This is a genomic window from Flavobacterium sp. GT3P67, from assembly GCF_004349155.1.
GTDB lineage: Bacteria > Bacteroidota > Bacteroidia > Flavobacteriales > Flavobacteriaceae > Flavobacterium > Flavobacterium ranwuense.
Genome location: NZ_SMLF01000007.1, coordinates 86,617 through 105,906, shown reverse-complemented (window position 1 = coordinate 105,906; position 19,290 = coordinate 86,617). Strand labels below are relative to the sequence as shown.

Here is a 19,290-nt window from a genome sequence, read left to right as displayed (position 1 = left end):
GGATATGAGCATCATAATTAAGCCTATAGTAACGGAAAAAGTAACCAAAGAAAGTGAAGTTTTAAACCGCTTCGGATTCGTTGTTGACAAAAAAGCAAACAAAGTGCAAATTAAGAAAGCTGTTGAAGCTGCTTATGGAGTAACTATTTTGAGTGTTAACACGATGAACGTAAGACCGGATAGAACTACTAAATACACTAAAAGTGGTTTGATCAGTGGAAAGACAAATGCAATTAAGAAAGCGATTGTTCAAGTACAAGAAGGAGAAACAATTGATTTTTACAACAATATCTAAGATAAAATGTCAGTAAGAAAATTAAAACCTATTACCCCAGGTCAGCGATTTAGAGTTGTGAATGGTTATGACGCCATTACAACTGATAAGCCGGAACGCTCTTTGATAGCGCCGATAAAAAACTCTGGTGGTAGAAATAGTCAAGGAAAGATGACCATGCGTTATACGGGTGGTGGTCACAAGCAGAGATATCGTATTATTGATTTTAAACGTACAAAAGAAGGAATTCCTGCGACGGTTAAATCAATTGAATATGATCCAAATCGTACTGCTTTTATCGCATTATTAGCTTATGCTGATGGTGAGAAAACGTATGTTATTGCTCAAAACGGATTGAAAGTTGGTCAGAAATTAGTTTCTGGTCCAGAATCTCAACCTGAAATTGGTAATACTTTACCTTTAAGTAGAGTTCCGCTTGGAACTGTAATTTCTTGTATCGAATTGAGACCGGGTCAAGGAGCTGTAATCGCTCGTTCAGCTGGAACATTTGCTCAATTAATGGCAAGAGATGGAAAATATGCAACAATTAAAATGCCTTCTGGGGAAACAAGATTAATCTTGTTGACTTGTTCGGCTACAATTGGAGCGGTTTCTAATTCAGATCACCAATTAGTTGTATCAGGAAAAGCTGGTAGAACAAGATGGTTAGGAAGAAGACCTAGAACAAGACCTGTTGCAATGAACCCTGTCGATCACCCAATGGGTGGTGGTGAAGGACGTTCTTCTGGTGGACATCCACGTTCAAGAAATGGAATACCAGCTAAAGGTTATAGAACTCGTTCTAAGAAAAACCCGAGTAACAAGTATATCGTAGAACGTAGAAAGAAATAATAAGATATGGCACGTTCATTAAAAAAAGGACCTTTCGTTCATTATAAGTTAGACAAGAAAGTTCAAGAAAACATCGCAGGTGGGAATAAAGGAGTGGTTAAGACATGGTCTAGAGCTTCTATGATTACTCCAGACTTTGTTGGACAAACTATCGCAGTTCATAACGGTCGTCAATTTGTACCAGTTTACGTAACAGAAAACATGGTAGGTCACAAATTAGGAGAATTTTCACCAACTAGATCTTTTAGAGGTCATGCTGGAGCAAAAAATAAAGGTAAAAAATAAGAAGCAATGGGAGTTCGTAAAAGAGAAACAGCAGATGCAAGAAAAGAGGCTAATAAGTCTTTGGCCTTCGCAAAGTTAAATAACTGCCCTACTTCACCTAGAAAAATGCGCTTAGTAGCAGATCTAGTAAGAGGTCAGAAGGTAGAAAGAGCACTTAACATCTTAAGATTCAGTTCTAAAGAAGCTTCAAGAAAATTAGAAAAATTGGTTTTATCAGTAATTGCCAACTGGCAAGCTAAAAACCCTGAAGCTAATATGGAAGAAGCTGGTTTATTTGTTAAGGAAATCCGTGTTGATGGTGGAATGATGTTGAAAAGACTTCGTCCAGCACCACAAGGAAGAGCACACAGAATTAGAAAACGTTCTAATCACGTAACAATCGTGCTTGGAGCTATCAATAACACACAAAGCAATTCTTAAGCAGCATGGGACAAAAGACAAATCCAATTGGAAATAGACTTGGTATCATCAGAGGATGGGACTCAAACTGGTATGGTGGAAATGATTACGGTGATAAACTTGCCGAAGATCACAAAATCAGAAAGTATATCCATGCTCGTTTATCAAAAGCTAGTGTATCAAAAGTAATCATCGAGAGAACTTTGAAACTTGTAACCGTTACTATCACTACTGCTAGACCTGGTATTATTATTGGGAAAGGTGGGCAAGAGGTAGACAAGTTGAAAGAGGAACTTAAAAAAATTACTGACAAAGAGGTTCAAATCAACATCTTTGAAATTAAAAGACCTGAACTTGACGCGTATCTAGTTGCTACAAGCATCTGTCGTCAAATCGAAAGCAGAATTTCTTACAGACGTGCAATCAAAATGGCTATTGCTGCTTCTATGCGTATGAACGCAGAAGGTATCAAAGTTTTGATTTCTGGTCGTTTGAATGGTGCAGAGATGGCTCGTTCAGAAGGTTTCAAAGAAGGTAGAATTCCTCTATCAACTTTCAGAGCTGATATTGATTATGCACTTGCAGAGGCTCATACTACTTATGGTAGAATGGGAATCAAAGTGTGGATCATGAAAGGTGAAGTTTATGGAAAGAGAGATCTTTCTCCACTTGCTGGAATGGACAAAAAACAATCTGGTGCTGGTGGTAAAGGTGGTGATTCTCCTAGAGGAGACAGAAAGCCTTTTAATAAAGGTGGAAAACCAGACGCTCGTAAACGAAAGTAAATTTTTAAACTAAAGAAAAATGTTACAGCCTAAAAGAACAAAATACCGTAAGGTACAAAAAGGTAAAATGAAAGGGAACTCTCAAAGAGGACATGAACTTTCTAATGGAATGTTTGGTATTAAATCTGTACATGAAGATGGAATGTTCTTAACCTCTCGTCAAATCGAAGCTGCGCGTATTGCTGCAACTCGTTTTATGAAAAGAGAAGGACAATTATGGATCAAAATATTTCCAGACAAACCTATCACTAAGAAACCTCTTGAGGTACGTATGGGTAAAGGTAAAGGTGCAGTTGAGTATTGGGCTGCCGTTGTTAAACCCGGAAGAATTATGTTTGAAGTTGGAGGAGTACCTTTGTCAGTTGCAAAAGAGGCGTTACGTCTTGCGGCTCAAAAGCTTCCAGTAAAAACTAAATTCGTCGTTGCTAGAGATTTCGAAGCATAATTTATAATATATTATGAAACAATCAGAAATAAAAGATCTTTCTGCAGCGGAGTTGCAAGAAAAACTTAGCCAGACTAAGAAGGCATATGCCGACCTAAAAATGGCTCACGCTATTTCTCCAATTGAGAATCCACTTCAAATTAGAAGTGTAAGAAGAACAGTTGCAAGATTAGCTACGGAACTTACTAAAAGAGAGTTGCAATAATTGTAATCTGCTGAAAGATGGAAGAAAAAAGAAATTTAAGAAAAGAAAGAGTTGGTGTTGTTACTTCGGACAAAATGGATAAATCTATTGTTGTTGCTGAAGTGCGTAAAGTAAAACACCCATTATACGGTAAGTTCGTGTTGAAAACTAAAAAGTATCACGCACACGACGAAAAGAACGACTGTAACGTTGGAGATACGGTAAGGATTAGCGAAACGCGTCCTTTAAGTAAAACAAAATGTTGGAGGTTAGTTGAAATCTTAGAAAGAGCTAAATAATTATGGTACAACAAGAATCAAGACTAAAAGTAGCAGATAACACTGGAGCAAAGGAAGTTTTAACTATCCGTGTTTTAGGAGGTACCAAAAGAAGGTATGCCTCTGTTGGTGACAAGATTGTAGTTTCTATCAAAGATACTGCTCCTAACGGAAGCGTTAAAAAAGGAGCTGTTTCAACTGCAGTTGTTGTACGTACCAAAAAAGAAGTGAGAAGAGCCGATGGTTCATACATTAGATTTGATGACAACGCATGTGTGTTATTGAATGCTGCTGGTGAAATGAGAGGAACTCGTGTTTTTGGTCCGGTAGCAAGAGAACTTCGTGAAAAACAATTCATGAAAATTGTATCATTAGCACCAGAAGTGCTTTAATTCGTTTTAAGATGATAAAGCTAAAAATAAAATCAGGTGACATTGTAAGAGTAATTGCTGGAGACCATAAAGGTGCTGAAGGTAAAGTTTTACGTGTGTACCGTGAGAAAAACAAAGCGATTGTTGAAGGTGTAAACATGGTTTCAAAACATACGAAACCTAGTGCAAAAAGCCCTCAAGGTGGTATCGTAAAGAAAGAAGCTTCTATACAAATATCTAATATTTCTTTAATTGATCCTAAAACTAAGGAAACAACTAGAGTTGGTATTAGAGTAGAAGGAGATAAGAAAGTAAGATTTTCAAAAAAATCTAATCAAGTACTATAGTAATGGCGTATATACCTAGACTAAAAGAAGAATATAAGAGCAGAGTAATCGCTGCTCTTAAAGAGGAATTCGGATACGTAAACGTAATGCAAGTTCCAAAATTGGAAAAAATCGTTTTAAGTAAAGGAGTTGGTGCAGCTGTATCTGATAAAAAACTAATTGACTATGCAGTTGATGAGTTAACAAAGATCACTGGACAGAAAGCAGTATCTACTATTTCAAAGAAAGACGTTGCGTCATTCAAATTGAGAAAAGGGATGCCTATTGGAGCAAAAGTTACTTTGCGTGGAGAAAGAATGTATGAGTTTTTAGATAGACTTATTACTTCAGCTTTGCCACGTGTAAGAGATTTCAGTGGTATTAAAGCTACTGGTTTTGATGGAAGAGGAAATTATAACCTTGGAGTTTTGGAACAAATCATTTTCCCAGAAATTGATATTGATAAAGTAAACAAAATTTCAGGTATGGATATTTCTTTTGTAACTACTGCAAAAACAGATAAGGAAGCAAAATCATTATTGGCTGAACTAGGTTTACCTTTTAAAAAGAATTAAGACATGGCTAAAGAATCAATGAAAGCCCGCGAGGTTAAGAGAGAAAAAACAGTAGCTAAGTATGCTGAGAAAAGAAAAGCTTTGTTAGAAGCTGGAGATTTCGTAGGTTTGCAAAAGTTACCAAAAAATGCTTCGCCAGTTCGTTTGCACAATCGTTGCAAATTAACAGGTAGACCAAGAGGGTATATGCGTCAATTCGGTCTTTCACGTGTTACATTTCGTGAAATGGCAAATAACGGATTGATACCAGGTGTTAAAAAAGCATCTTGGTAGAAAGATATTCAGACGTGAGTAATTACGTCTGTTTTTTACATTTATAAACTGGTTTCAGGTTCGATTATGTTTAATCGAAAACCGTTACCGCAAATCAATACACATGTATACAGATCCTATTGCAGATTATTTGACGAGAGTTAGAAACGCTGTGGCTGCAAACCACAAAGTTGTCGAAATTCCTGCGTCTAATCTAAAAAAAGAAATCACTAAGATCTTATTTGATCAAGGTTATATCTTAAGTTACAAATTTGAAGACAACGCTGTTCAGGGTTCAATCAAAATTGCTTTGAAGTATGATAAAGATACTAAAGAGTCAGTAATTAAAGATATCCAAAGAATTAGTAAACCAGGTTTACGTAAATATTCAAGTTCTTCTACCATTCCTAGAATCCTTAACGGATTAGGAATTGCTATTGTTTCTACTTCTAAAGGTTTAATGACTGGAAAGAAAGCTAAACAATTGAATGTTGGTGGCGAAGTAATTTGTTACGTATACTAATTTTAAAGACTATATAAGATGTCAAGAATAGGTAAAAGCCCAGTAACAATACCAGCAGGAGTAACTGTTTCAGTTGCTGATGGTATTATTACGGTAAAAGGAAAAAATGGTCAACTAACACAGGAGTTTTCGGATGTAACTGTAACAGTTGAAGGGGATCTAGTTCAAGTAGAAAGATCTTCTGATCACAAAGACCAAAGAGCAAAACACGGTTTGTACAGATCTTTAATCAATAACATGATTATCGGTGTAACAGATGGTTTTACTAAGTCATTAGAATTGGTAGGAGTTGGTTATAGAGCTTCAAATCAAGGACAAAAATTAGATTTAGCACTTGGTTACTCTCACAATATAGTTTTAGAAATTGCTTCAGAAGTAACTTTAGAAACTATATCTGAAAAAGGTAAAAACCCAATCGTTAAATTAACATCATTTGACAAACAACTTTTAGGTCAAGTAGCTGCGAAAATCAGAGGTTTCCGTAAGCCTGAGCCGTACAAAGGAAAAGGTGTTAAATTTGTAGGTGAAGTATTAAGAAGAAAAGCAGGTAAATCAGCTTAAAAAATAAGATTATGTCATTAACAAAACCTGAAAGAAGACAACGAATTAGATTCAGAATTAGAAAAACAATTAGTGGTACTGCTACTAATCCAAGACTATCTGTATTTAGAAGTAACAAAGAAATTTACGCTCAACTTATTGATGACGTAAACGGAGTTACTATATTGGCAGCTTCTTCAAGAGAAAAAGAAATAGGTAACGGTACGAACATTGAAGTTGCTACAGCGGTTGGAAAACTAGTTGCTGAAAAAGCTTTAAAAGCTGGGATAGACGTAGTAACTTTCGATAGAGGAGGTTATTTATATCACGGACGTATTAAATCATTAGCGGAAGGCGCAAGAGCGGCTGGACTTAAATTCTAATATAGTATGTCTAATAGTAAATACAAGAATGTAGAGTTAGTAAAACCAAGTGGTCTTGAATTAAAAGATCGTTTGGTAAGTGTAAATCGTGTTACTAAGGTTACAAAGGGTGGTAGAGCTTTTGGTTTTTCTGCTATTGTAGTTGTAGGTGATGAAAATGGAGTGGTTGGACACGGATTAGGAAAATCTAAAGACGTTTCTGAAGCAATTGCGAAAGCAGTAGAAGATGCTAAGAAAAATTTAGTAAAAATTCCTTTGAATGGTCAATCAGTTCCTCACGAACAAAAAGGTAAATTTGGTGGTGCACGTGTATTCTTAATTCCTGCCTCTCATGGTACGGGAGTTATTGCTGGTGGAGCTGTTCGTTCAGTTCTTGAATCAGTAGGGATTCATGATGTATTATCTAAATCTCAAGGATCTTCAAATCCTCACAACGTGGTAAAAGCAACTTTTGATGCTTTATTACAAATGAGAAGTGCTTATACTGTTGCAAAACAAAGAGGCGTTTCTTTAGAAAAAGTTTTTAAAGGTTAATTCAAGGAAATTATGGCTAAATTATTAGTAAAACAAGTTAGAAGCAAAATCAACTGTCCTCTTACTCAAAAGAGAGGATTAGAAGCTTTAGGTCTACGTAAAATGGGACAAGTTGTAGAGCATGATTCAAACCCTACAATCCTTGGGATGATAAATAAAGTTAAACACTTAGTTTCTGTTGAAGAAGCTAAATAACAAATACTGTTATGAATTTAAGTAACTTACAACCTGCTGAAGGTTCTACACACAATCAAAATAAAAGATTAGGTAGAGGAGAAGGTTCTGGAAAAGGTGGTACTTCTGCAAGAGGTCACAAAGGAGCAAAATCTCGTTCTGGTTATTCTAAAAAGATTGGTTTTGAAGGAGGGCAAATGCCACTTCAAAGACGTGTGCCTAAGTTTGGTTTTACAAACATCAATCGTAAAGATTACGAAGGTGTAAATCTTGATACACTGCAACTTTTAGTTGATAATGGTGTTATTAAAGATACTGTTGATATGACAGTTTATGTTGCTAATCGTTTAGCTACTAAAAATGAAATCGTTAAGATTTTAGGTAGAGGTGAATTGACAGCAAAATTAAAAGTAACCGCTCACAAATTTACTGCTACTGCAAAAGCTGCTATTGAAGCTGCTGGTGGAGAAGCTGTAACAATGTAATTTTTCAATTAATATGAAGAAATTTATTGAATCAATAAGTAATGTTTGGAAAATCGAGGAACTGAAAAATAGAATCCTAATAACATTGGGTTTGCTTTTAGTGTATCGTTTTGGGGCTCAAGTAACCCTGCCAGGTATTGATGCTACACAGTTAGGTAATTTAGCTGGGCAAACTAAAGAAGGAATTGGTTCAATTCTTGACATGTTTACTGGAGGTGCATTTTCTCAAGCTTCTGTTTTTGCTTTGGGAATTATGCCTTATATTTCTGCTTCTATTGTTGTTCAGTTAATGGGAATTGCGATTCCTTATTTGCAAAAACTTCAAAGTGATGGAGAAAGCGGTAGAAAAAAGATTAATCAAATTACTCGTTGGTTGACAATAGGAATTACTTTAGTTCAAGGTCCAACTTACATCTATAATTTATATAGAACATTACCTAGTAATGCATTTTTATTGGGATTCAATTCATTTGAATTCTTATTTTCTTCAGTAGTTATTTTAGTTACAGGTACAATTTTTGCCATGTGGTTAGGAGAAAAAATTACTGATAAAGGAATTGGAAATGGTATTTCTTTGTTAATCATGGTTGGAATTTTGGCTAGATTACCTCAGGCTTTTATTCAAGAGTTTACAACAAGAGTTACCAATAATAATGGTGGACCGATGTTGTTAGTTATTGAAATTATCATTTGGTTATTAGTTATCATTTGTTGTGTATTATTGGTAATGGCGATCAGGAAAATTCCTGTTCAATATGCCAGACGTACAACATCAGGTGATTTTGAACAAGACATGTTGGGTGGAAACAGACAATGGATTCCTTTAAAGCTTAATGCTTCTGGGGTTATGCCAATAATTTTTGCGCAAGCAATTATGTTTATTCCAGCAGCCTTAGCAGGTTTGTCTAAATCAGATGCATCACAATCAATCGTTGGCGCTTTTAGTAATATGTTTGGATTTTGGTATAATTTTGTATTTGCAACTTTAATAATTGTATTTACTTTCTTTTATACTGCAATCACAGTTCCTACTAACAAAATGTCTGATGATTTAAAGAGAAGTGGTGGTTTTATTCCGGGTATCAGACCAGGAGTTGAAACTTCTGATTATCTTGACAAAGTGATGTCCTTGATAACTTTTCCAGGATCTTTATTTCTTGCCTTGATAGCTGTGTTCCCAGCAATTGTTGTGAGTCTTATGGATGTTCAACAATCTTGGGCAATGTTTTTTGGAGGTACTTCATTAATAATTATGGTTGGAGTTGCCATAGACACGATGCAGCAAATCAATTCATACTTGTTGAATAAACATTATGATGGTTTGATGAAAAGTGGTAAAAATAGAAAAGCAGTAGCTTAATTTATGGCAAAACAATCAGCAATAGAACAAGACGGATCTATCATTGAAGCATTATCAAATGCAATGTTCCGTGTAGAGTTAGAAAATGGACATATTGTAATCGCCCATATATCTGGAAAAATGCGTATGCATTACATCAAATTATTACCTGGTGATAAAGTGAAACTAGAAATGAGCCCTTACGATTTGTCAAAAGCAAGAATTACTTATAGATATTAAAGGATATTCAAAATGAAAGTTAGAGCTTCAGTAAAAAAGAGAAGTCCCGAGTGCAAAATTGTGCGAAGAAAAGGGAGATTGTACGTAATAAACAAAAAGAATCCTAGATTTAAACAAAGACAAGGATAATTATGGCAAGAATAGCAGGGGTAGATATCCCAAAAAATAAGAGAGGTGTTATAGCACTTACCTATATCTTTGGATTAGGAAAAAGTAGAGCTGTTGAGATTTTAGAGAAAGCTCAAGTTAGCCAAGATAAAAAAGTTCAAGATTGGAATGATGACGAAATCGGAGCAATTCGTGAGGCGGTATCAACTTTCAAAATTGAAGGAGAATTACGTTCTGAAGTTTCTTTAAACATCAAACGTTTAATGGATATTGGATGTTATAGAGGTATCCGTCATAGAACTGGTCTTCCTTTAAGAGGACAAAGAACTAAAAACAACTCTAGAACAAGAAAAGGTAAGAGAAAAACTGTTGCCAACAAGAAAAAAGCAACTAAATAATAAGTAATATGGCTAAAGCAACTGCAAAAAAACGTAAAGTTATCGTTGAATCAACGGGAGAAGCTCATATTTCTGCTACTTTTAACAATATCATCATTTCTTTGACAAACAAAAAAGGTGAAGTTATTTCTTGGTCTTCAGCTGGTAAAATGGGTTTTAGAGGTTCTAAAAAGAACACTCCATACGCAGCCCAAATGGCAGCAGAAGATTGTAGTAAAGTAGCTCTTGAAGCTGGACTTAAAAAAGTAAAGGTTTATGTAAAAGGACCAGGAAACGGACGTGAGTCTGCTATCCGTTCTTTGCATAACGGTGGAATTGAAGTGACTGAGATTATCGATGTTACTCCAATGCCTCACAATGGATGTCGTCCTCCTAAAAGACGTAGAGTTTAATTATATATTTAAGTATAACTAGGTAGAATATACGATTATCGAAGGATATGACCTGAATTCATAATCTCTACCTTAATTTAATTTTTAGAAATGGCAAGATATACTGGTCCAAAAACTAGAATTGCTCGTAAATTTGGCGAAGCAATCTTCGGAGATGACAAATCTTTCGAAAAAAGAAATTACCCACCTGGACAACACGGGATGGCTAAAAAAAGAGGTAAAAAATCTGAATATGCAATCCAGTTAATGGAAAAGCAAAAAGCTAAATATTCTTACGGAATTTTAGAAAAACAATTCAGAGGTTTATTCAAAAAAGCATCAGCTACTAAAGGTGTTACTGGTGAAGTTCTTTTACAATTATGTGAAGCAAGATTAGATAACGTAGTTTTTAGAATGGGTATTGCTCCTTCTAGAAGAGGCGCTAGACAATTAGTTTCTCACAGACACGTTACCGTTAACGGTGATGTAGTAAATATTGCTTCTTACCACCTTAAGCCTGGTGATAAAGTTGCTGTTCGTGAAAAATCTAAATCATTAGAAGCTATCGAACGTTCTTTATCTAATTCAAGTCATGTTTATGAATGGATTACTTGGAATAATGATATCAAAGAAGGTACTTTCGTTTCTGTACCTGCGAGACTTCAAATCCCAGAAAACATTAAAGAACAATTAATCGTAGAGTTGTACAACAAATAATAATTGACTTAGTCGAAATTTATGGCAATATTTAATTTTCAGAAGCCCGATAAAGTTATCATGATCGATTCAACCGATTTTGAAGGTAAATTTGAGTTTAGACCTTTAGAACCTGGATACGGATTGACCGTTGGTAATGCACTTAGAAGAGTTTTGCTTTCAGCATTAGAAGGTTATGCAATTACATCTGTTCGCATTGAAGGTGTAGATCATGAATTTTCTACTATCTCAGGAGTTGTTGAAGACGTTACCGAAATTATTCTTAATCTAAAACAAGTGCGTTTCAAACGTCAAATTGAAGATATAGATAATGAATCAGTTACTATTTCTGTTTCAGGTAAAGATCAATTAACAGCTGGTGATTTTCAAAAATTCATTTCAGGTTTCCAAGTTTTGAATCCAGAACTTGTTATCTGTAATTTAGACAGTAAAATCAAACTGAATTTCGATTTAACAATCGAAAAAGGTAGAGGATATGTTCCTGCTGAAGAGAACAAAAAACAGAATGCTGCAATTGGAACTATTTTTACTGACTCAATTTTTACTCCGGTAAAAAATGTGAAGTATGCAATTGAAAACTTCCGTGTAGAGCAAAAAACAGATTATGAAAAATTAGTTTTTGAAATAAAAACTGATGGTTCTATTAATCCAAAAGACGCTCTTACTGAAGCTGCCAAAGTTCTTATTCACCATTTCATGTTGTTTTCTGACGAAAGAATTACACTTGAGGCTGACGAAATTGCACAAACAGAATCGTATGATGAAGAATCATTACATATGAGACAATTGCTTAAAACTAAGCTTGTTGATATGGATTTATCTGTAAGAGCATTAAATTGTTTGAAAGCGGCTGAAGTTGATACACTTGGTGATTTAGTATCGTTCAATAAAAATGACCTAATGAAATTCCGTAATTTTGGTAAAAAATCTTTAACTGAGCTTGATGAACTTGTTGCAGTTAAAAATTTAAATTTCGGAATGGATTTAGCAAAATACAAACTAGATAAAGAATAATCTAAGCCGCAAGGTTTAAATTTACATAGCAATGAGACACGGAAAAAAATTCAATCACTTAAGCAGACAGACTGCACATAGAAAATCTATGTTAGCTAATATGGCTTGTTCTCTTATCGAGCACAAACGTATTAACACTACTGTCGCTAAAGCAAAAGCGCTTAAACAATTCGTTGAGCCGCTTATAACAAAATCTAAAGCTGATACGACTCACAACCGTCGTATCGTTTTTGCTTACTTACGTAGCAAATATGCCGTAACTGACTTGTTCAGAGACGTAGCTGCTAAAGTAGGAGACCGTCCAGGTGGATACACTCGTATCATTAAAGTTGGAAATCGTTTAGGAGATAATGCTGATATGGCAATGATCGAATTAGTAGATTTCAATGAACTTTACAATGGTGGTAAAAAAGAAGTTAAAAAAGCAAAAAGCCGTCGTGGTGGTAAAGCTAAGAAAGATGAAGCTACTGAAGCTCCAGCTGCCGAAACTGAAACAACTACAGACACTGCTGAGTAATTATGAAAATAATCATTCAATAAAAATCAAGGATAAGCTATTTATAGTTTATCCTTTTTTTTTGATTTTTTCGGAGCAAAAACCTTGGGATTTAATTGCGTATTGTCCTGCTGTTCATAGTATCTTTTGCTTTTAAAGAAAAAGCAAAAGGATGCCATTACCATCAGGGCTAGATTAGAATGTTTTTATTTTACAAAAAATTTCAAAAACTTGCATCCATTGCTTTAAAGGATTAAATTTGCACAATATTTAACTACAGATGAAACGAGCTTTGCGAGTTCCATGAGACTATTAAAAAAATAATAGAAATCAACGAATGAAATATACAACACGACAAAAAGCAATTCTTCTATTAAGTGACGGAACCATATTCCATGGTAAATCTATTGGAATTAGTGGAACCACTTTTGGAGAAGTTTGTTTTAACACAGGAATGACAGGTTACCAAGAAATTTTTACTGATCCCTCTTATTTTGGACAGTTAATGGTAGCAACTAATGCCCATATTGGGAATTATGGGGTAAATGAGAAAGAAATTGAATCAGATAGCATTAAAATTGCTGGATTGGTTTGTAAAAATTTTAGTTTCAATTATTCTCGGGAAGATGCTTCAGGGAGTTTAGAAGATTACTTTATCAAACAAAACCTGATCTGCATATCTGATGTAGATACGCGTGCTCTGGTAAGTTACATTCGTGATAACGGAGCGATGAATGCGGTAATTTGTACGGATGAAACTTCAATTGAAGATTTGAAAATTGCATTGGCAAAAGTTCCTGACATGAATGGGTTAGAATTAGCTTCTAAAGTATCAACTAAGGAACCGTATTTCTTTGGTGATGAAAATGCAACCTATAGGATTTCCGCTCTGGATTTGGGAATAAAAATGAATATCCTTCGCAACCTTGCCAAAAGAGATTGTTACATCAAAGTATTTCCTTTTGATTCTTCTTACCAAGATTTAGCCGCATTTAATCCAGATGGTTATTTTTTATCCAATGGACCTGGTGATCCTGAGCCACTTTCTGGTGCTATTCAAGTTGCAAAAGAAATCCTTGAAAACGATAAACCTTTATTCGGAATCTGTCTTGGACATCAAGTAATTGGTTTGGCAAACGGAATTTCGACTTATAAAATGTTTAATGGGCACAGAGGAATCAATCATCCTGTAAAAAACATCATTACCGGAAAAGGAGAAATCACTTCTCAAAATCATGGTTTTGCCGTTAACAAAGAGGAGTTGGATAATCATCCTGATTTGGAAATTACACATCTTCATCTAAATGACGGAACGGTTGCCGGTATGCGTATGAAAAACAAAAATTGTTTCTCAGTTCAATACCATCCGGAAGCAAGTCCCGGTCCACATGATTCTTCTTATCTTTTCGATCAATTTATTGAAAATATAAAAGGTTAAAATTGGAATAATTCCCAAGATTAGATATTTATAATAGTAGGGTTTGACTTTAATTAAAAGTCAAACCCTTTTTTATAAAGTATACTTACATCCCAAAAGGATATGTTTCAGGAATTTGGTTTCCATTTGGCTGAATGTGTATGTGATGTAATGCGCTTGTTTCGTTTATAAAAATAAAGACATCGTATCTTTTGGGTAGTATTGTAGGGACATAATTCCCGAATCTTTCGTGTTCCGGATTATAAACAACTCCTATTGCGCGATGTCCTATATAGGAAGAAAGGCACTTTTCATCCTTTACTTTATTCATTAATAACAATTTATTTTTTCCATTGCCAGCAAGATGAAAAGCATGTTCCCAGCTTCCTACCACGGCTTCAGGAACTTTTATTTTTCGCATGGAATCGCCCCATTCTCTACCTGCAACTACACTTCCTTTGTAAGAGTGTTTAAAAATACTTCATAGGAAAAAATTTTCCAGCCACGATGTTCTTTCTGTAGATTTAATAAACTTGCATAGGACTTCAGAAATTTGCTGAAAAGCAATCAGATGTGGTAATAAAAAGGAAAAAAGGTGATAGTTGTAATAAATGCTATTAATTAATAATATCTTACTTTGATATAAAACTTATAAAGTAATTGTGATTTATTTATTTTTTAACATATATTTATCAAATATTTAAGCTTTAAATTATGAAAAAATTAGTTTTGTTTTATTTGCTGATTAATTCTGGGTTTGCTTTTGGACAAGAAACATATGAAAGTGTTTATGTACCTGTAAGTACATTAGAAAGAACATATGAAGGAACCATATATTTATTCCCTAATTGGGAAGGTAAGTTTGAAATTTATGATTCTGATAATAAAGGTTTTAGTTTGGCAAATTTGAATTATAATGTTCTAACAAAAATGATTGAAAGTAAATTTACAAAAGATTCAATATTTAGATTTGAAGCCAAAAAAATAAATTTTATAAAATATGCCTCAAAAAGATATAGATTTTATGATATTAGAGAAAGTCTTGAACTTTTTCAAGAGCTTTATATATCCGATAATGTTAGATTTCTAAAAGGATTTAATGTTACTTATAAAGAAGGCTATATAAATCCTTTAACACAAGCATATATCCAAAAAGAAAAATGTTATATTGTAGAAAAATATTTTTTAAAATTAAATAATAAAAATTTTATTGAATTAAAATTAAATAAACACTCTATTTTAAAACAATTGGGAGACAAAGCTTCTCAAATTAAAAAGTACGCTTCCATATCAAAATTAAGATTTAAATCTGAAAGAGATTTATTTATGATATTTCAATATTACGATACGTTATAATTAACATTTTAAATGAAATATACAATACAACGAAAGAGTTTTTTTATCAAAAAAATTAATTGATATTTTTAGATTTGTGCTGATATATTATAATTATTTGTTTAGTATAAATTGGAATGGATTAGCTTTCGTTAAATTGTCTTTTTATAAATCATTTAAAATTAAAACCATGAAAAATTCGTTATTTTATTTTCTATTATGTTATTCTACTATTGTTTTTGGACAAGGAATGCATGATTCAAACAGAACAGGTTTTCTTAATCCAATGCAATTTGATGGGATTTATTTAGCTATAAGTGATTTAAATTTATCAAATGAAGGGAACACATATTTATTCTCTAAATGGGAAGGGAAGTATGAAGTTTATGTGTCAGAAAAGGAAGGGTATAGTTTTCCAAATCTGAATTATAATGTAAAAACAAATTTGCTAGAATCTAAAATTTCTAAAGATTCAGTTTATCAATTTGATGTTGAAAAAATAAACTTTATAAAACATGGTTCAAAAAAATATAAATCATATAAAATTCATAAAACTAACGAACTTTTTCAAGAACTATATGTTTCAGAAAATATTTTCTTCTTAAAGGGGTTTGCTGTTGTTTTAAAAAAAGGTGTTATAAATCCACTTACACTTGAATATATTCAAAAAGATCAATATTCTATTAATGAAAAGTTTTATTTGAAATTAAAAAATGTAAATTTCATAGAATTGAGTTTAAATAAAAAATCTGTACTAAAACTATTGGGCGACAAAGCTTTTCAGGTTGAAAAGTATGCGTCTGATTTTAAATTAAGCTTTAAATCAGAAATAGATTTATTCAAGATATTTCGATACTACGATACGTTATAGTTAAAAATTCAAAGAATTCTTCTTATCTTTTCGATCAATTTATTGAAAATTAAAATTGGAATAATTCCCAAGATTAGATATTTATAAAAAAGGGTTTGACTTTAATTAAAAGTCAAACCCTTTTTTATAAAGTATACTTACATCCCAAAAGGATATGTTTCAGGAATTTGGTTTCCATCTGGCTGAATGTGTATGTGATGTAATGCGCTTGTTTCGTTTATAAAAATAAAGACATCGTATCTTTTGGGTAGTATTGTAGGGACATAATTCCCGAATCTTTCGTGTTCCGGATTATAAACAACTCCTATTGCGCGATGTCCTATATAGGAAGAAAGGCACTTTTCGTCCTTTACTTTATTCATTAATAACAATTTATTTTTTCCATTGCCAGCAAGATGAAAAGCATGTTCCCAGCTTCCTACCACGGCTTCAGGAACTTTTATTTTTCGCATGGAATCGCCCCATTCTCTACCTGCAACTACACTTCCTTTGTAAGAGCCAAATCCTACGGCAACAACACCTTCTGTAGAGTTTTGTTCTCTCAATAATTGTCCAACATTTACCATTCCTTCGGAAGCCATTTCTGTGGCACGGGCATCACCGATGTGGGTGTTATGTTCCCAAACTATGATTTTCGCATCCTTTCCATGGAATTTCATAAGCCGTTGTATAGTGGAAACCATGTGTTCATCTCGGATATTCCAAGAGGCGGAACCTCTTTTTATCATGGCGCGATAATACTTTTCAGCATTTCTGGCAATGAATGCATTTTGTTTAGTGCTCAGAACATTTTCTGCATCATGATTGTAATTGGGAACATTTTTAATAATTTCCGAGAGCATGTGCAAGATTTCTTTCTCACATAATTCTGGAACGTATGAAGACGCTCTGGCGTAAGATTGCCCTTCGTCTTTATTGTAAGGCTCAAAACATTTCATGGCTGTTTTTGCAATTGCGAGTGCTTTTGGGTCATTTTTTTCTAAATATTGAATGATCGAATTCATGGATTCTCTGAAACTATATATATCTAATCCATAAAATCCGATTCTTTGATCTATAGGGAAATTTTCGTTGAAAACCTTGAGCCAATCTATGAATGCTGCTGTTTCCCAATTTGCCCAAATCCAAGTAGGCCATCTATTAAATTCATTCATCACGCTAAAGATGTCTTTCCCGGAATCTAAATATCCTTTTGCATACCGATTTAAGCGATAACAATCAGGCCAATCTCCTTCAACTCCTACAAACGAAAAACCCTTTTCCTGAATTAGCCGTTGTGTAATTTTAGCTCTCCAGGTATAATATTCATGCGTGCCGTGTGAGGCTTCACCTAAAAGGACATATTTTGCATCTCCTATATGGTCAATTAATGGGTTTAAATCTTCCGTATTTTGCAATGGAGTGGCTGTTCTGTTTAATAAAGCTACAATTTCACTAGAATTGATTAAATTGTTACGATTTTCTGAAGCTTCCATCACATTTTTATTTTTTAATTTAGAAATTGAATTGTCAAAATTGCTAACTAAGAAAAATACAATATAAAGTACATTTTTTGGTTTTTAAAAAATTACATAAATTTAATGTATATAATTGATAATCAGATATTTTGTATCAATTAACTTGTTGTAAATAATTTGTTTTAAGATGAAATAAGTATTATTAAGTTTTAGTCAATGTGATACACGTTTGTTTAATTAGATTTTAATGGAATTGGAAAAAGTAACAGATAATGTAAAAATAAATTCTTAAAATAATTTAAATGTTTTGTTTGCAAAAAAATTATAACGTTTTCGTTAATAACATTCATTATTTTCATAAAATCATTCCAAAAGATAGAATATATTTGTATTTTAAAATTTAAAATTTTAGTATATGAGTATTATTATCAAAATTCACGCAAGACAAATTTTCGATTCAAGAGGAAATCCTACAATAGAAGTAGATGTAATTACAGATAATGGTGTTTTAGGAAGAGCAGCAGTACCATCTGGAGCTTCAACTGGAGAACATGAAGCAGTTGAATTACGTGATGGAGGAAAAGCATTTCTTGGAAAAGGAGTTTTGAATGCAGTGAAAAATGTTAATACTGTTATTTCTGAAGAACTTTTAGGAGTTTCTGTTTTCGAACAAAATCTTATTGATCAAATGATGATCGATTTAGATGGCACTCCAAATAAATCAAACTTAGGAGCAAATGCAATTTTAGGTGTTTCTTTAGCTGTGGCAAAAGCGGCTGCTAATGAATTAGGATTGCCATTATACAGATACGTAGGTGGTGTTTCTGCAAACACATTGCCAGTGCCGATGATGAATATCATCAACGGGGGATCACATTCTGATGCGCCTATCGCGTTTCAGGAATTTATGATTTTCCCTGTGAAAGCAACTTCGTTTTCACATGCGATGCAAATGGGAACTGAAATTTTTCATAGCTTGAAAAAAGTGTTACACGATAGAGGGCTTTCTACTGCTGTAGGTGATGAAGGTGGTTTTGCGCCAAATCTAGCTGGAGGAACTGAAGATGCTTTAGATACGATCAAGAAAGCGGTAGAGACTGCCGGTTATACTTTTGGAGATGAAATCATGATTGCTTTAGACTGTGCTGCTGCAGAGTTTTATGTAAATGGTAAATACGATTATTCTAAATTTGAAGGAGAAACTGGGAAAGTTAGATCTTCTGCGGAGCAAGTAGAGTATTTAGCCGAATTAGTGACTAAATATCCTATCATTTCTATTGAAGACGGAATGGATGAGAATGATTGGGATGGATGGAAATTGCTTACGGATAAAATTGGAGATAAAGTACAATTAGTTGGGGATGATTTATTTGTTACTAATGTAACACGTTTGTCTACTGGTATCGAAAAAGGAATCGCGAACTCAATTCTTATTAAAGTAAACCAAATTGGAACTTTGACTGAAACTATTGCGGCTGTTAATATGGCTAAAAATGCAGGATATACTTCAGTAATGTCACACCGTTCAGGAGAGACAGAAGACAATACAATTGCAGATTTAGCAGTAGCGTTAAACTGTGGTCAAATTAAAACAGGTTCAGCTTCTCGTTCTGATCGTATGGCGAAATACAATCAATTATTAAGAATTGAGGAAGAATTGGGAAATACAGCTTATTTTCCTGGTAAAAATGCTTTCAAAATAAAATAATTTCTTACGATATTTTTATTTAAAGCCATTCACGTATTGTGAGTGGCTTTTTTTTATAATATTTAACAATATCATTGTATTATTCTCTTTTTAATTAGTGTTTAATTCCCTAGATTTGATAAATTATTATTTTAAAAGTTTATTTTCAATTATA

32 protein-coding genes are annotated in these 19,290 nt (G+C 33.6%); 30 read left to right on the top strand and 2 right to left on the bottom strand.

Features of this window, described 5'->3' with window-relative positions; genetic code table 11:
* The first annotated feature begins 4 nt into the window (after positions 1 to 4).
* From rplW to carA, 27 genes are all read left to right on the top strand, one after another.
* Positions 5 to 295 carry a 50S ribosomal protein L23 gene (gene rplW / locus E0H99_RS12180; protein ID WP_035668124.1) on the top strand — a complete coding sequence of 97 codons (291 nt, stop codon included), beginning with the start codon at positions 5 to 7 and terminating at the stop codon, positions 293 to 295.
* Positions 296 to 301: 6 nt separating this feature from the next.
* Positions 302 to 1,126 (top strand): 50S ribosomal protein L2, encoded by an 825-nt coding sequence (gene rplB, locus E0H99_RS12175; RefSeq protein ID WP_035668122.1) that lies wholly within the window; start codon positions 302 to 304, stop codon positions 1,124 to 1,126.
* A 6-nt stretch (positions 1,127 to 1,132) separates the two neighbouring features.
* Positions 1,133 to 1,411: a 30S ribosomal protein S19 gene (gene rpsS / locus E0H99_RS12170; RefSeq protein WP_007136562.1), complete on the top strand. Its 279-nt coding sequence runs from the start codon at positions 1,133 to 1,135 to the stop codon at positions 1,409 to 1,411.
* Positions 1,412 to 1,417: 6 nt separating this feature from the next.
* Positions 1,418 to 1,831, top strand: a complete 414-nt coding sequence (gene rplV, locus E0H99_RS12165; protein ID WP_035668120.1) for a 50S ribosomal protein L22 — start codon at positions 1,418 to 1,420, stop codon at positions 1,829 to 1,831.
* A gap of 5 nt (positions 1,832 to 1,836) precedes the next feature.
* Positions 1,837 to 2,595: a 30S ribosomal protein S3 gene (gene rpsC / locus E0H99_RS12160; protein ID WP_035668118.1), complete on the top strand. Its 759-nt coding sequence runs from the start codon at positions 1,837 to 1,839 to the stop codon at positions 2,593 to 2,595.
* A gap of 19 nt (positions 2,596 to 2,614) precedes the next feature.
* The gene (gene rplP / locus E0H99_RS12155) at positions 2,615 to 3,040 is read left to right on the top strand and encodes a 50S ribosomal protein L16 (RefSeq protein ID WP_007803637.1); all 426 of its coding nucleotides are present in this window, start codon (positions 2,615 to 2,617) and stop codon (positions 3,038 to 3,040) included.
* A gap of 13 nt (positions 3,041 to 3,053) precedes the next feature.
* Positions 3,054 to 3,245 (top strand): 50S ribosomal protein L29, encoded by a 192-nt coding sequence (gene rpmC, locus E0H99_RS12150; protein ID WP_035668115.1) that lies wholly within the window; start codon positions 3,054 to 3,056, stop codon positions 3,243 to 3,245.
* A 17-nt stretch (positions 3,246 to 3,262) separates the two neighbouring features.
* Positions 3,263 to 3,523, top strand: coding sequence for a 30S ribosomal protein S17 (rpsQ, locus tag E0H99_RS12145; protein WP_091203665.1), 261 nt, complete (start codon positions 3,263 to 3,265; stop codon positions 3,521 to 3,523).
* Between the two features lie 2 nt (positions 3,524 to 3,525).
* Positions 3,526 to 3,894 carry a 50S ribosomal protein L14 gene (gene rplN, locus E0H99_RS12140; RefSeq protein ID WP_026717863.1) on the top strand — a complete coding sequence of 123 codons (369 nt, stop codon included), beginning with the start codon at positions 3,526 to 3,528 and terminating at the stop codon, positions 3,892 to 3,894.
* Positions 3,895 to 3,905: 11 nt separating this feature from the next.
* A complete protein-coding gene (rplX, locus tag E0H99_RS12135) occupies positions 3,906 to 4,220 on the top strand; it encodes a 50S ribosomal protein L24 (RefSeq protein ID WP_035668111.1) in 315 nt (104 codons plus the stop codon).
* 2 nt (positions 4,221 to 4,222) lie between these two features.
* Positions 4,223 to 4,774: a 50S ribosomal protein L5 gene (gene rplE, locus E0H99_RS12130; protein ID WP_131917005.1), complete on the top strand. Its 552-nt coding sequence runs from the start codon at positions 4,223 to 4,225 to the stop codon at positions 4,772 to 4,774.
* Positions 4,775 to 4,777: 3 nt separating this feature from the next.
* Entirely contained in the window at positions 4,778 to 5,047 is a 270-nt protein-coding gene (gene rpsN / locus E0H99_RS12125; RefSeq protein WP_007136553.1) for a 30S ribosomal protein S14, read from the top strand.
* Positions 5,048 to 5,150: 103 nt separating this feature from the next.
* Positions 5,151 to 5,549: a 30S ribosomal protein S8 gene (gene rpsH / locus E0H99_RS12120; protein ID WP_066081018.1), complete on the top strand. Its 399-nt coding sequence runs from the start codon at positions 5,151 to 5,153 to the stop codon at positions 5,547 to 5,549.
* A gap of 18 nt (positions 5,550 to 5,567) precedes the next feature.
* On the top strand, positions 5,568 to 6,110 hold the full coding sequence (rplF, locus tag E0H99_RS12115) for a 50S ribosomal protein L6 (RefSeq protein ID WP_131995807.1): 543 nt from the start codon (positions 5,568 to 5,570) through the stop codon (positions 6,108 to 6,110).
* An 11-nt stretch (positions 6,111 to 6,121) separates the two neighbouring features.
* Complete coding sequence (gene rplR, locus E0H99_RS12110; protein WP_113636694.1) at positions 6,122 to 6,472, top strand: 50S ribosomal protein L18; 351 nt, start codon at positions 6,122 to 6,124, stop codon at positions 6,470 to 6,472.
* A gap of 6 nt (positions 6,473 to 6,478) precedes the next feature.
* Positions 6,479 to 7,006 carry a 30S ribosomal protein S5 gene (rpsE, locus tag E0H99_RS12105; RefSeq protein WP_035668102.1) on the top strand — a complete coding sequence of 176 codons (528 nt, stop codon included), beginning with the start codon at positions 6,479 to 6,481 and terminating at the stop codon, positions 7,004 to 7,006.
* A gap of 12 nt (positions 7,007 to 7,018) precedes the next feature.
* Positions 7,019 to 7,201, top strand: a complete 183-nt coding sequence (gene rpmD / locus E0H99_RS12100; RefSeq protein ID WP_027310825.1) for a 50S ribosomal protein L30 — start codon at positions 7,019 to 7,021, stop codon at positions 7,199 to 7,201.
* Between the two features lie 11 nt (positions 7,202 to 7,212).
* The gene (gene rplO / locus E0H99_RS12095; RefSeq protein WP_066081007.1) at positions 7,213 to 7,665 is read left to right on the top strand and encodes a 50S ribosomal protein L15; all 453 of its coding nucleotides are present in this window, start codon (positions 7,213 to 7,215) and stop codon (positions 7,663 to 7,665) included.
* A gap of 13 nt (positions 7,666 to 7,678) precedes the next feature.
* The gene (gene secY, locus E0H99_RS12090; RefSeq protein WP_099713440.1) at positions 7,679 to 9,025 is read left to right on the top strand and encodes a preprotein translocase subunit SecY; all 1,347 of its coding nucleotides are present in this window, start codon (positions 7,679 to 7,681) and stop codon (positions 9,023 to 9,025) included.
* 3 nt (positions 9,026 to 9,028) lie between these two features.
* Positions 9,029 to 9,244 carry a translation initiation factor IF-1 gene (infA, locus tag E0H99_RS12085; RefSeq protein ID WP_007136545.1) on the top strand — a complete coding sequence of 72 codons (216 nt, stop codon included), beginning with the start codon at positions 9,029 to 9,031 and terminating at the stop codon, positions 9,242 to 9,244.
* A gap of 12 nt (positions 9,245 to 9,256) precedes the next feature.
* Positions 9,257 to 9,373 (top strand): type B 50S ribosomal protein L36, encoded by a 117-nt coding sequence (gene ykgO / locus E0H99_RS12080; protein ID WP_008992256.1) that lies wholly within the window; start codon positions 9,257 to 9,259, stop codon positions 9,371 to 9,373.
* Between the two features lie 2 nt (positions 9,374 to 9,375).
* The gene (rpsM, locus tag E0H99_RS12075; protein WP_091203660.1) at positions 9,376 to 9,750 is read left to right on the top strand and encodes a 30S ribosomal protein S13; all 375 of its coding nucleotides are present in this window, start codon (positions 9,376 to 9,378) and stop codon (positions 9,748 to 9,750) included.
* A gap of 8 nt (positions 9,751 to 9,758) precedes the next feature.
* Positions 9,759 to 10,142, top strand: a complete 384-nt coding sequence (gene rpsK, locus E0H99_RS12070; RefSeq protein ID WP_024981527.1) for a 30S ribosomal protein S11 — start codon at positions 9,759 to 9,761, stop codon at positions 10,140 to 10,142.
* A 90-nt stretch (positions 10,143 to 10,232) separates the two neighbouring features.
* Complete coding sequence (rpsD, locus tag E0H99_RS12065) at positions 10,233 to 10,838, top strand: 30S ribosomal protein S4 (protein ID WP_091173719.1); 606 nt, start codon at positions 10,233 to 10,235, stop codon at positions 10,836 to 10,838.
* Positions 10,839 to 10,859: 21 nt separating this feature from the next.
* Positions 10,860 to 11,852, top strand: coding sequence for a DNA-directed RNA polymerase subunit alpha (locus tag E0H99_RS12060; protein ID WP_039110214.1), 993 nt, complete (start codon positions 10,860 to 10,862; stop codon positions 11,850 to 11,852).
* A gap of 31 nt (positions 11,853 to 11,883) precedes the next feature.
* On the top strand, positions 11,884 to 12,369 hold the full coding sequence (gene rplQ / locus E0H99_RS12055) for a 50S ribosomal protein L17 (RefSeq protein ID WP_099713438.1): 486 nt from the start codon (positions 11,884 to 11,886) through the stop codon (positions 12,367 to 12,369).
* Positions 12,370 to 12,685: 316 nt separating this feature from the next.
* Positions 12,686 to 13,786 (top strand): glutamine-hydrolyzing carbamoyl-phosphate synthase small subunit, encoded by a 1,101-nt coding sequence (gene carA, locus E0H99_RS12050; RefSeq protein WP_131995804.1) that lies wholly within the window; start codon positions 12,686 to 12,688, stop codon positions 13,784 to 13,786.
* Positions 13,787 to 13,871: 85 nt separating this feature from the next.
* Here the strand turns inward: carA and E0H99_RS12045 are convergent, their stop codons facing one another.
* Positions 13,872 to 14,243: an erythromycin esterase family protein gene (locus E0H99_RS12045; protein WP_262711306.1), complete on the bottom strand. Its 372-nt coding sequence runs from the start codon at positions 14,241 to 14,243 to the stop codon at positions 13,872 to 13,874.
* A gap of 236 nt (positions 14,244 to 14,479) precedes the next feature.
* Here E0H99_RS12045 and E0H99_RS12040 point away from each other — a divergent pair, with 236 nt between their 5' ends.
* Together E0H99_RS12040 and E0H99_RS12035 are read left to right on the top strand one after the other, a co-directional pair.
* Positions 14,480 to 15,121, top strand: coding sequence for a hypothetical protein (locus tag E0H99_RS12040; RefSeq protein ID WP_131995798.1), 642 nt, complete (start codon positions 14,480 to 14,482; stop codon positions 15,119 to 15,121).
* A gap of 169 nt (positions 15,122 to 15,290) precedes the next feature.
* On the top strand, positions 15,291 to 15,971 hold the full coding sequence (locus tag E0H99_RS12035) for a hypothetical protein (RefSeq protein WP_131995795.1): 681 nt from the start codon (positions 15,291 to 15,293) through the stop codon (positions 15,969 to 15,971).
* Positions 15,972 to 16,108: 137 nt separating this feature from the next.
* Here the strand turns inward: E0H99_RS12035 and E0H99_RS12030 are convergent, their stop codons facing one another.
* On the bottom strand, positions 16,109 to 17,446 hold the full coding sequence (locus E0H99_RS12030; protein ID WP_131995792.1) for an erythromycin esterase family protein: 1,338 nt from the start codon (positions 17,444 to 17,446) through the stop codon (positions 16,109 to 16,111).
* A gap of 397 nt (positions 17,447 to 17,843) precedes the next feature.
* Here E0H99_RS12030 and eno point away from each other — a divergent pair, with 397 nt between their 5' ends.
* Entirely contained in the window at positions 17,844 to 19,136 is a 1,293-nt protein-coding gene (gene eno / locus E0H99_RS12025) for a phosphopyruvate hydratase (RefSeq protein WP_131995789.1), read from the top strand.
* Positions 19,137 to 19,290: the final 154 nt, after the last annotated feature.